The 10,175-nt window shown below is 64.9% G+C and carries 12 protein-coding genes; 3 read left to right on the forward strand and 9 right to left on the reverse strand.

Going from position 1 to position 10,175, the window contains the following annotated elements:
- Positions 1-145: 145 nt before the first annotated feature.
- The 3 genes from SD196_RS05695 to SD196_RS05705 all read right to left on the reverse strand — a co-directional run bounded on the left by SD196_RS05695 (position 146) and on the right by SD196_RS05705 (position 3,391).
- Positions 146-1,615 (reverse strand): inorganic phosphate transporter, encoded by a 1,470-nt coding sequence (locus SD196_RS05695; RefSeq protein WP_275610439.1) that lies wholly within the window; start codon positions 1,613-1,615, stop codon positions 146-148.
- A 279-nt stretch (positions 1,616-1,894) separates the two neighbouring features.
- A complete protein-coding gene (locus SD196_RS05700; RefSeq protein ID WP_275610440.1) occupies positions 1,895-2,116 on the reverse strand; it encodes a hypothetical protein in 222 nt (73 codons plus the stop codon).
- Between the two features lie 198 nt (positions 2,117-2,314).
- Entirely contained in the window at positions 2,315-3,391 is a 1,077-nt protein-coding gene (locus SD196_RS05705) for a sigma-54 interaction domain-containing protein (protein ID WP_275610441.1), read from the reverse strand.
- Positions 3,392-3,625: 234 nt separating this feature from the next.
- On the opposite strand from SD196_RS05705, the gene SD196_RS05710 reads away from it, so the two are divergent.
- Complete coding sequence (locus tag SD196_RS05710; protein WP_275610442.1) at positions 3,626-3,931, forward strand: PsiF family protein; 306 nt, start codon at positions 3,626-3,628, stop codon at positions 3,929-3,931.
- 263 nt (positions 3,932-4,194) lie between these two features.
- Here SD196_RS05710 and SD196_RS05715 read toward each other — a convergent pair whose 3' ends face one another.
- The 3 genes from SD196_RS05715 to dmeF form a co-directional block, all read right to left on the reverse strand.
- Positions 4,195-4,329 (reverse strand): hypothetical protein, encoded by a 135-nt coding sequence (locus SD196_RS05715; RefSeq protein ID WP_275610443.1) that lies wholly within the window; start codon positions 4,327-4,329, stop codon positions 4,195-4,197.
- A gap of 78 nt (positions 4,330-4,407) precedes the next feature.
- A complete protein-coding gene (locus SD196_RS05720; RefSeq protein WP_331316681.1) occupies positions 4,408-5,337 on the reverse strand; it encodes a pseudouridine synthase in 930 nt (309 codons plus the stop codon).
- An 82-nt stretch (positions 5,338-5,419) separates the two neighbouring features.
- On the reverse strand, positions 5,420-6,370 hold the full coding sequence (gene dmeF, locus SD196_RS05725) for a CDF family Co(II)/Ni(II) efflux transporter DmeF (protein WP_275610445.1): 951 nt from the start codon (positions 6,368-6,370) through the stop codon (positions 5,420-5,422).
- Between the two features lie 59 nt (positions 6,371-6,429).
- On the opposite strand from dmeF, the gene SD196_RS05730 reads away from it, so the two are divergent.
- On the forward strand, positions 6,430-6,705 hold the full coding sequence (locus tag SD196_RS05730) for a metal/formaldehyde-sensitive transcriptional repressor (RefSeq protein WP_275610446.1): 276 nt from the start codon (positions 6,430-6,432) through the stop codon (positions 6,703-6,705).
- Position 6,706: 1 nt separating this feature from the next.
- On the opposite strand, the gene SD196_RS05735 is transcribed toward SD196_RS05730, so the two are convergent.
- Positions 6,707-6,937, reverse strand: a complete 231-nt coding sequence (locus SD196_RS05735; protein ID WP_331316676.1) for a DUF2789 domain-containing protein — start codon at positions 6,935-6,937, stop codon at positions 6,707-6,709.
- A gap of 189 nt (positions 6,938-7,126) precedes the next feature.
- Here SD196_RS05735 and SD196_RS05740 point away from each other — a divergent pair, with 189 nt between their 5' ends.
- Positions 7,127-8,329 carry an MFS transporter gene (locus SD196_RS05740; RefSeq protein WP_416311121.1) on the forward strand — a complete coding sequence of 401 codons (1,203 nt, stop codon included), beginning with the start codon at positions 7,127-7,129 and terminating at the stop codon, positions 8,327-8,329.
- Here SD196_RS05740 and SD196_RS05745 read toward each other — a convergent pair whose 3' ends face one another.
- Together SD196_RS05745 and ppk2 are read right to left on the reverse strand one after the other, a co-directional pair.
- Entirely contained in the window at positions 8,330-8,932 is a 603-nt protein-coding gene (locus SD196_RS05745) for a glutathione S-transferase family protein (protein WP_331316671.1), read from the reverse strand.
- A gap of 174 nt (positions 8,933-9,106) precedes the next feature.
- Positions 9,107-9,925, reverse strand: coding sequence for a polyphosphate kinase 2 (gene ppk2 / locus SD196_RS05750; protein ID WP_275610450.1), 819 nt, complete (start codon positions 9,923-9,925; stop codon positions 9,107-9,109).
- Positions 9,926-10,175 lie beyond the last annotated feature (250 nt).

The following is a 10,175-nucleotide window of genomic DNA, read 5'->3' on the forward strand; positions in this document are numbered from 1 at the left end:
GACTACCCTGTAGGAGCGAGCTTGCTCGCGAACCGTCCGAGCATCGTAACCATTGGAAAACATCGTTCGCGAGCAAGCTCGCTCCTACGAAAACGCAAAAAAAACGCCTGCGGATGCAGGCGTTCTTCTTGGGGGCGGGCCCGGCTCAGATGAGCTTCGAGGTGAGCCAGAACAGACCGGCGGCCAGACCCATCGAGGCGGGCAGGGTGAGTACCCAGGCCATGATGATGTTGCGTACCGTGCTGCCTTGCAGGCCGCTGCGGTTGGCCACCATGGTGCCGGCCACGCCTGAGGACAACACGTGGGTGGTGGAAACCGGCAGGCTGTAGATGTTGGCCAGGCCAATGGCGGCGGTGGCGGTGAGCTGGGCGCTGATGCCCTGGGCATAGGTCATGCCCTGCTTGCCGATCTTCTCGCCGACGGTGAGCACCACGCGCTTCCAGCCGACCATGGTGCCGATGCCCAGGGCCAGGGCGACGGCGATGATCACCCAGAACGGTGCGTATTCGGTGGTGCTGGTCAGGTCCTTGCGCAGCTTCTCCAGGTCCGCCTTCTCGCGGGCCGGCAGCTCGGACAGCTTGCCGACTTTCTTCGCGGTGTCGTCCAGGCACAGCAGGTAGCGGCGTACCTGTACGCGGGCGTCGTTGCTCAGATCGGTGTAGCTGGAAACGCCGCGCAGGTCGGTCAGCAGGCCATTGAGGGTGGCTTCGGTCTGCTTCGGCTCGCAGCGGTACAGGTCCGGCATGTCGGCCTCATTGGCCTTGCCCAGGGCCAGCATCTCGCCGAGGGTCTCGGAGTGGCGCTGGTAGAACTGCTGCAGGTGGGTGGCGGCGTCACGGGTACGCTCGATCTGGTAGGTGGTGCTGTTCAGGTCGAGAACGAACTGGGCCGGCACGATACCGATCAGCACCAGCATGATCAGGCCGATGCCTTTCTGGCCGTCGTTGGAGCCGTGCACGAAGCTCACGGTCATGGCCGAGATCACCAGCACCAGGCGGTTCCAGAACGGCGGATGCTTCTTCTCGTCGACGTCGCGGCGGGTTTCCGGGGTCTTGTGCATCTTCGACAGCGGATACATCCACTTCAGGCCGATCAGCAGGGCGGCGGCGACCAGGAAGCCGGCCAGCGGCGAGAAGATCAGCGACAGGCCGATGTCGATCGCCTTGCCCCAGTTGATCCCGTCGGCCAGCGGTATGTCGGTGAGCAGCGCATTGGCCAGGCCCACACCGAGGATCGAGCCGATCAGGGTGTGCGAGCTGGAGGCGGGGATGCCGAAGTACCAGGTACCGAGGTTCCAGGTGATGGCGGCGGCGAGCAGCGAGAACACCATGACCAGGCCGTGGCCGGTGTTCACGTTGATCAGCAGCTCCACTGGCAGCAGGTGGACGATCGCGTAGGCGACGCCGACGCCACCGAGCAATACGCCGAGGAAGTTGAAGATGCCGGAGAGGATCACCGCGCGGTAGGGCGACATGGCCTTGGTGTAGATGACCGTGGCCACCGCGTTGGCGGTGTCGTGGAAGCCGTTGATGAACTCGAAGGCGAGTACGAACGCCAGTGCCAGAACCAGGCTGACACCTACCCAGATATCGAGTCCGCTGAAGAGATCGAACATGAAATTTCTATGACCGGTCGGAGACGGGGCGGCGATTATGCCAGAAGCAATGAGTACCGTATTTAGCCTGAAACGGTTTCTCGAATTCGCGCGACGCCACGCCGCACGCTGCTTTCAGACAGGGTGGAAAAAACTTGCAATGCTTCCACGCCGGGGCGCCGGCCCATCTGATGAATGTTTGAGGTCAGTACCGGACTCCCCCACGGAGCCCATCCCACCCGCAAGCTGCGGCAAAAAGTCTGCCTGGCCGGCTTGGCGGAGGAACGTTCGTACCCGGACCTACGGTTTAGGGGAAGCGGCTTCCTGTTCCTTTTTCAGTCGTTGTTCTTCGATCTTTTCCAGCTCCCGGTCGAAGGCCTTGTCGAGCAGGTTGCGGCGCTTGCGCCATGGCTTTCGTTCGGGGTCTGGCTGGGCGGCATAGAGAGTGACTTCGCCGCCGTATACATCCTTGTAGCGTTGCTCCTGGCGCTCCAATTCCGCGCGCAGTTCGTCTTTGGTCACGATGTGTCCTGATGACAGAGAGAGTTCGTTGCCGGAGGACGCCCTGCCTGGACGCCGCTCCAGGCAGTGTAGACGCTGGGCGTTACATAGCCGGGAGAGCCGGAAACGGCGCGGATTATAACCTTTCGTGAGGGGGGCACGCGCCGATACTGCCGACGGACGGCGTCAGGACAGTAACGGCGCGGGTTGCGGGAAGGCTCAGGCGGTGCGGCTGAGATTCAGCTCGCCGATCTTCTCCAGCCGTGCGCGGACAATGTTGCGGCTGATGCCCAGCAGGCGGCCGGTCTGCAACTGGTTGCCATGGCAGAAGTGGTAGGCGGTGCGGAACAGCACTTCCTCGATGTGCTCGTAGAGGTCGGGCTTGTTGCTTTCGAACAGCTCCAGCAGTGCCTGCTCCAGGGTTGCCTCGACGCGTGGGGCGAGGGCGTGGGGGATGTGCTCCTGGCGCAACAGGTCGTGGCGCGGCGACGACGGCAGCTCGGCCAGTTGCAGGTCGCCCGGCTGCACCTGCTGGTTGCGGCACACCAGCAGTGCGTGGTGGATGGCGTTTTCCAGCTCGCGGATGTTGCCCGGCCAGCTGTGGCCGAGCAGCTTGCGTTCGGCATCGGGGCTGAGGGATGCGCGGTTGTAGCCCAGGCGCTGGCAGTGTTCTTCGAGGAAGAATTCGGCCAGCGGCAGGATGTCGCCGGGGCGCTCGCGCAGTGGCGGCAGACGGATGGTGGCGACGTGCAGGCGGTAGAACAGGTCCTCGCGGAAGTGCCCGGCGACCACTGCGTCGGCCAGGTTGACGTTGGTCGCGGCGACCACCCGCACGTTGATCGGCACCGGCGTGCGCGAGCCCAGGCGCACCACCTCGCGCTCCTGCAGCACGCGCAGCAGCTTGACCTGCATGTTCAGCGGCAGGTCGCCAATCTCGTCGAGGAACAGGGTGCCGCCGTTGGCGGATTCGAACCAGCCGGCCTTGCTGCTGGTGGCGCCGGTGTAGGCGCCTTTCTCATGGCCGAACAGTTCGCTCTCCACCAGCGTCTCGGAGAAGGCGCCACAGTTCACCGCGACGAAGGGCGCGGCGCTGCGCCGGCTGAGCTTGTGGATATGTCGGGCGACCAGCTCCTTGCCGGTGCCGGTTTCACCGATGATCAGGGCGTTGGCCTCGCTGGGGGCGAGGCGTTCGATCCGGTTGAGCAACTCCTGCGAGCGCGGGTCCTTGAACACCAGCACCGTGGCGCGGACCGACTTGGTTTGCTCGCGGGCATTGGGGAGGGTCAAGAGCGACATGGCAGGCTTCCTGGCGTACCGGGTGAATGGGCAACGCCATACTGCGCCATTTTTGTTATTTCAAAAAATTATTAATTAGAATTTATATATAACTTAAGCGCTCCTGCGGGCGGTAACGGCCCGTGCGCCGTTCATGCTTTTGCCCTGGGGGTCCACGTTCGCTGCGTGTCCAGGGTCGCCAATGCGAGGGCGCAGGCTACGCTGAGAAGGCAAACCATCCCAGGAGACCACTCCATGACCACCGTTCGCATTCCGCTGCTGGCACTGGCTCTGCTGTTTTCGGTGCAGGGCTTCGCCGCTACCGCCGCCCAGACCGCGCAGCAGGAAAAGATGAAGACCTGTAACGCCGATGCCACCACCAAGGCCCTCAAGGGCGACGAGCGCAAGGCTTTCATGAGCACCTGCCTGAAAGCCGGAAGCGATGCCAAGGCGATGACGCCTCAGCAGGAGAAGATGAAGACCTGCAACGCCGACGCGACCGCCAAGGCCCTCAAGGGCGACGAACGCAAGGCGTTCATGAGTACGTGTCTGAAGAAGTGAGGATGGAGCGCGGCAGGGCCGCGTGAGTTGCTGGAAGGGCAGCCTGGGGCTGCCCTTTTTCGTGTCTGACGCTTCTGCAGGTTCGCGAGCAAGCTCGCTCCTACAGGCAGATCTAACTTCGGTGTGCTTTTCGTAGGAGCGAGCTTGCTCGCGAACCCATCTGCTTGGTCAGATGCCGGAAAACACCAGCCAGGCGCTGATCAAGGCGTAGGCCACGATCGTTGCATCGACCCGCAGGCCGGGCGAAAAACGTCGGGACCGGTTCATTTCCTGGCCACCGCGGACCAGTAGCCCTGGGCATTGCGAAATGGCTGGCGAGCCATCTGCTCGGGGCGGGTGATGCCATCGGCGAGCAGGGCGTTGACGAGGGCGGAAAAGGACTTGGCGCTGTAGCTCATGTTCGGCTCCTGATGCTTTCTCTCCATTGGGTGGAGCCATGAAAACATCAGGGCCACTATCGACGGAAATGGATAGCTTTAAGGGTGACCATCGATGAAATTGATGGAAGGCCAGGACAGCTCCAGCGTGCTTTCAAAGTGACGCGGCTCGCCCGTGAGCGGATCGATGAAGTCCAGCCGGCGAGCCAGCAGCTTCAGCGGCTTCTCGTAGTCTTCCGGCGGGCGCTCGTCGCGTGGCGGCAGGGTGGGGTAGAGCGGGTCGAAGCACAGCGCCGCGCCGAGGGCCGACATGTGCACGCGCAACTGGTGGCGCTTGCCGGTCACCGGGTGCAAGCCATAGCGCCATAGCGCGCCGCGCCGCTCCAGCACCTCGATGCGCGTTTCGCTGTTGGGCGCGCCATCCACTTCCTGCATCAGGATGAACGGATCGCCATCCACCATCCGCGATTTGCGCACGTGGGGAAACGCCAGCTGCGGTAGTGCCGGGGCGATGGCCTCGTACATCTTGTCGATGCGCCGCTCGCGGAACAGCGCCTGGTAGGCGGCGCGGCTGTCGGGGTTGGCGGAGAGCAGCACCAGCCCGGCGGTAAGCCGGTCGATGCGGTGCAGCGGCACCAGCAGCGGGTTGTCCAGGCGCTTGGCCAGGCGCGCGAGCAGGGTCTGCTCGACATACTGGCCGGAGGGCGTCACCGGCAGGAAATGCGGCTTGTCTGCCACCACCAGGTGCTCGTCGGCGTACAGGACCGACTCCTGGAACGGCACCGGCGTCTCCTGCGGTACTTCTCGGAAGTAGTGAATGCGCAAGGCTTCGCGGTAGGGATGCTGCGGGCCGATGGGCTGGCCGTCGCTGTCCAGCACCTTGCCGCGCGCCATGCGGTCCAGCCAGGTATCCCGGCTGATCGCCGGAAAGCGTGCGCACAGGCAATCCAGCACGGTCGCCCAAGGGCCGGCGGGCAGGTGCAGGGTGCTGGCGCGTTGCTGGGCGGCGGAGAAGCGGGAGCTGGACATCGGATGCGGCGACCGGGGTTCGACAAGCCGTGCATTAGGCCGTAGCCGTGCGCCGGTCGTCAAAGCGGCGCGACTTCCGGCGTCAGGCCGCGACGGGGTTGATCTCCACCGTGACATGCACCAGCTCCTCGTGCACTTGCAGGCGCCGGCGCACCAGCTCGGGAGTCAGGTCTCCGGCGGTGGCCAGGCTGAGGATGCAGGCGTAGCGCGACTTGCCCACGCGCCACAGGTGCAGGTCGGTGATGCGCGCCGGCTGCGGCAGTTCGGCGACCACCTCGCGGATTTCCTCCACCACCGGATCGTTCATTTCCGCATCCAGCAGCACGCGGCTGCTCTGCTTGAGCAGGCCGACCGACCAGATCGCTACCAGCGCGGCGCCGACGATACCCATCAGCGGGTCGAGCCAGGCCGCGCCCCAGAACATGCCGCCGATCAGCGCGACGATGGCGGCTACCGAGGTGGCGGCGTCGGCGATCACGTGCAGGTAGGCAGCACGCAGGTTGAGGTCATGGTCATGATCGTGATGATGGTCATGATCATGGTGATGGTGGTCGTGACCATGGTGATGATGGTGGTGCTCACCGCGCAGCAGCCAGGCGCAGACCAGGTTCACCAGCAGGCCGAGCGCGGCGATTGCGATGGCCTGTTCGTAGTGGATCGGCGTGGGGGCGAGCAGGCGCGCCACCGACTCGAACAGCATCAGCCCGGCCACGCCCAGTAGCAGGATGGCGCTGGTGTAGCTGGCCAGCACCTCGATCTTGAAGGTGCCGAAGGCGAAGCGCGCATCGCCCTTGAAACGCCGCGCCGCCACATAGGCGAAGAAGGCCAGGCCCAGCGCCAGGGCGTGGGAGCTCATGTGCCAGCCGTCGGCGAGCAGCGCCATGGAGTTGAAGATCCAGCCGCCGGCGATCTCCACTACCATCATCACGACGGTCAGCAGCGCGGCCCGCAGGGTGTTGCGTTCGGCCAGGGGATTGCCTTCGTGGAACTGGTGATCGTGCCGGCCGTCTTGCGGCTGCGCCATGTGCTGCATGATGATGGTCCGTAATAGAAGCCTGGATACTATACCCCAGTATACTTTGGAGTGTTGACGTGGGACATACCATCAAGGACCAGAAGAAGCTGCTAACCCGGGTGCGCCGCATCAAGGGGCAGAGCGAGGCGCTGGAGCGGGCGCTGGAAGCGGGTAGCGAATGTGCGGCTATCCTGCAGCAGATCGCCGCCATCCGCGGTGCGGTGAACGGCCTGATGGCCGAGGTGTTGGAAGGTCACCTGCGCGAGCACCTGGGCGCCGAGGAGCGCACCGCAGCCGAGCGCCAGGAAGACCTGGAGCAGGTGATGGGCGTGCTGCGCTCCTATCTGAAGTGACTCAGCCGGACAGCCGCACCGCCAGTTCGTCGACTTCCTCGGCCCAGTCCGAGTCATCCTCCAGGGCTTCGCGCAGGAACTCCGCCTGGGCGGGGTTCCAGAACGGCGCGTCCGGCAATGCCTGGCCTGCGGCGAGCCGATGGCTGCCGAGAAAGGCGTCGATGTCCTGGCGGCCATTGGGCAGGCCGAGTTGCTTGAACAGTGCGCCGAGCGTGTGGGGGCTGGTATCCATGGGGACCTCCGGTGAACCCATCAGGAGAGGGGGCGCGTTCGAGGACGCGGGTGGCTGCAACAACTATAGGTGCATCTGCCCGATGACGGCGGGTGGTCGGCCCGCGCGCACGGAGAATAGATAGCCAGCTTTCAATTTCCCTGGCGCCGCGTAATGATGGGCGCAGCCCTCCCACCGCCAGGCCTGTCCATGAGCTCTCCCGAGCAGCGAACTGCCTCCGTCACCCTGCAGATACTCGCGACCGTTTCCTTCACGCTGATCCTTTACCTCAGTATCGGCCTGCTGCTGCCGGTGCTGCCGGGGTTCGTCCATGAGGGGTTGGGCTATGACACGGTCACCGCCGGCGTGGTGATCAGCCTGCAGTACCTCGCCACCCTGGTCTCGCGCCCCCTGGCCGGCTACCTGACCGACACTCATGGCGCCAAGCGCGCGGTGCTCTACGGATTGGGCGTACTCGGTGCCGGCGGGCTGCTGGTGCTGCTCTCCACCAGCCTGGAGAGCGTGCGTTGGCTGAGTCTGATACTGCTGTTGGCCAGTCGCCTGCTGTTCGGCCTGGCGCAAGGGCTGCTGGGCATCGGCACCGCCAGCTGGGGCATTGCCCTGGTCGGCACGCAGAACACTGCCAGGGTGATCTCCTGGAACGGCATCGTCAGCTACGGCGGCATCGCCATCGGCGCGCCGCTGGGCGTCACCCTGTCCGCTTCGTTGGGACTGTGGAGCCTGGGTGCGAGCATTCTGCTGTGCACCGCCCTGGGCCTGCTCGCCGCCCGTGGCCGGCAGGCCGTGCCGATCATCGCCGGTACGCGCATGGCCTTCCATGCCGTGCTCGGCCGCGTGCTGCCCTATGGGATGTGCGTGATGCTCGGTTCCATCGGCTTCGGCACCCTCGCCACTTTCATCACCCTGTATTACGGCAGCCAGGGCTGGGCCAATCCGGCCTGGTGCCTGACGGCGTTCGGCGTCTGCTTCATCGGCGCGCGGCTGTTGTTCTCGGGGACGGTCAACCGCTTCGGCGGCTTCGTGGTCGCGGTGGTCTGCCTGGCGGTGGAAGCCTGCGGCCTGCTGCTGCTCTGGCAGGCGCCAGGACCGGGCTTCGCCCTGCTGGGTGCGGCCCTCACTGGCTGCGGCCTGTCGCTGGTCTACCCGTCGCTGGGCGTGGAGGCGGTGCTGCGCATTCCGGCCAGCAGCCGCAGTGCGGGGCTGGGGGCCTATGCGTTGTTCTTCGACCTGGCGATGGGCGTGGCCGGCCCGCTGATGGGGCTGATCGCCGTCCACCACGGCTATGCGTCGACCTTCCTCGCCGCCGCCGGCCTTGCCGCCTGCGGCTTCTTCATCTGCCTCGGCCTGTTGCGCTGGACGCGGCAGCGCCATGAGGAACTGCCGCAGGACTGATCACACCGGCGGGAACGCCTTGAAGGCCTCCAGCGACTCGGCATGCAGCGCCCAGTCGTGCAGGGCGGGGTAGGTATCCGCCGGCATGTACTGGACGTGCAGCAACTGGATGAAGGTCCAGGCCACGGCGATGCTCAGGCCGGCCTGATCGAGACGCCCGTCGCGCGGCAACGGGTGCTCCGTGAGTTCGCGCTCCAGGGCGGCACAGGCAGCGTGCAACTGTTCCTCGACGCGCCCTTGCCACGGCATGTGCTGCTTGTCCTCCGGGCGTTGCTGCTCGTAGTAACGCTGCACGGCCTTTTCCATTGCCGCCAGCGCCAATCCCAGCAGGCGGGTGGCGCGCACTCGTGCGGTGGATTCGCCGGGCATCAGGCTGCGTCCGGCTTCATGCTCGATCAGGTCGATGATCAGGGTGGAATCCATCAGCACCTGGCCGTCATCGAGGATCAGCGTCGGCGCCTTCACCACCGGGTTGATCCCGCGAAACTCCTCGTAAGTGCTGAATACCGAGAGCGGGCGATGCTGGAATTCGATGTCCAGCAGACGCAGGGTGATGGCGACGCGGCGGACATAGGGGGAGTCGAGCATTCCGATCAGTTGCATGGGGGCATCCTGTTCTTGGCGTTCAGAGGGAGGCTGGCGCGTTTTCCCGCGCAATGGCCATGGGTCCGGCGGCAGTCTCCGCGCAGAAGAATCGACGGCTTCTGGCGTGCGCCTTGTCGTTCTTCACCGCGAGTCGATCCGGGACCGGCGCGGTGGGCACGCCGGTCCCAGGGATCAGTAGACTTCCTCTACGTAGCGGTACGGGTAGTCCGGGCTCTTGTAGCGGCCGATCTTGCCGCGCTTGGGCAGTTCGATCTTCTCCGCGGGCACGTCCTTGTAGGGGATGTGCTTGAGCAGATGGTCGATGATGTTCAGCCGCACGCGCTTCTTGTCCTCAGAGTGCGCAACGAACCAGGGCGCCCAGGGCGTATCGGTGCTGGCGAACATCAGGTCGCGGGCGCGGGTGTATTCGTCCCATTTGGTGAAGGACTTCACGTCCATCGGCGACAGCTTCCAGATCTTGCGGCCATCGGTGATGCGATCGCCGAGGCGGCGCGCCTGCTCCTCGGGCGTTACCTCCAGCCAGTACTTGAGCAGGATGATTCCGGACTCGGTCATCATTCGCTCGAACAGCGGGGTGACGGCGAGGAACTTGTCGGCCTGCTCCTCGGTGCAGAAGCCCATCACCCGCTCGACGCCGGCGCGGTTGTACCAGCTGCGATCGAAGATCACGACCTCGCCGGCCGCGGGCAGGTGGGAGATGTAGCGTTGCACATAGAGCTGCGACTTCTCGCGCTCGGTGGGGGCCGGCAGCGCCACGGTGCGGAACACCCGCGGGCTGACGCGTTCGGTGATGGCCTTGATGGTGCCGCCCTTGCCGGCGCCGTCACGGCCTTCGAAGACGATGCAGACCTTCAGGCCCTTGTGCACTACCCACTGCTGCAGCTTGACCAACTCGACCGTCAGCTTCTTCAGCTGTTCTTCGTATTCCTTGTTACCAAGCTTCTTCGCCGGGCCCTGCTCGGCGACCTTCGACTTGCTCTTCTTGCCCATCGTGTTCTCCATTCCTGTTGGTGCGCGACAACTCGGCGCGCGTATTGAGCATAGCGGGCAGAGGCCATCGAACCTCTGCGAAAAATAGCGTTTGGAACCGGTGGGGCGCCGGCGTGGTTCGGCAATGTCCCTCAGCCCCGGGGTGTCACAGACTAACCTCTTCACACCCGGCGACAAGTGCTTCGCCATCCCTCATATCCCGGCGATGGCGGGAGCGGGTCGCCGACGATGCTCCCTATCCTATAAGAAC

It is taken from the genome of Pseudomonas macauensis, assembly GCF_047902425.1.
Taxonomy (GTDB): domain Bacteria; phylum Pseudomonadota; class Gammaproteobacteria; order Pseudomonadales; family Pseudomonadaceae; genus Pseudomonas.

Excerpts from the sequence above, each read along its gene's own strand:
- SD196_RS05720 (WP_331316681.1), bottom strand. The coding sequence starts at position 5,337 with ATGTCCAGCTCCCGCTTCTCCGCCGCCCAGCAACGCGCCAGCACCCTG.
- ppk2 (WP_275610450.1), bottom strand. The coding sequence starts at position 9,925 with ATGGGCAAGAAGAGCAAGTCGAAGGTCGCCGAGCAGGGCCCGGCGAAG.
- SD196_RS05710 (WP_275610442.1), top strand. The coding sequence starts at position 3,626 with ATGACCACCGTTCGCATTCCGCTGCTGGCACTGGCTCTGCTGTTTTCG.
- SD196_RS05745 (WP_331316671.1), bottom strand. The coding sequence starts at position 8,932 with ATGCAACTGATCGGAATGCTCGACTCCCCCTATGTCCGCCGCGTCGCC.
- SD196_RS05715 (WP_275610443.1), bottom strand. The coding sequence starts at position 4,329 with ATGAGCTACAGCGCCAAGTCCTTTTCCGCCCTCGTCAACGCCCTGCTC.
- SD196_RS05705 (WP_275610441.1), bottom strand. The coding sequence starts at position 3,391 with ATGTCGCTCTTGACCCTCCCCAATGCCCGCGAGCAAACCAAGTCGGTC.
- dmeF (WP_275610445.1), bottom strand. The coding sequence starts at position 6,370 with ATGCAGCACATGGCGCAGCCGCAAGACGGCCGGCACGATCACCAGTTC.
- SD196_RS05695 (WP_275610439.1), bottom strand. The coding sequence starts at position 1,615 with ATGTTCGATCTCTTCAGCGGACTCGATATCTGGGTAGGTGTCAGCCTG.
- SD196_RS05740 (WP_416311121.1), top strand. The coding sequence starts at position 7,127 with ATGAGCTCTCCCGAGCAGCGAACTGCCTCCGTCACCCTGCAGATACTC.
- SD196_RS05735 (WP_331316676.1), bottom strand. The coding sequence starts at position 6,937 with ATGGATACCAGCCCCCACACGCTCGGCGCACTGTTCAAGCAACTCGGC.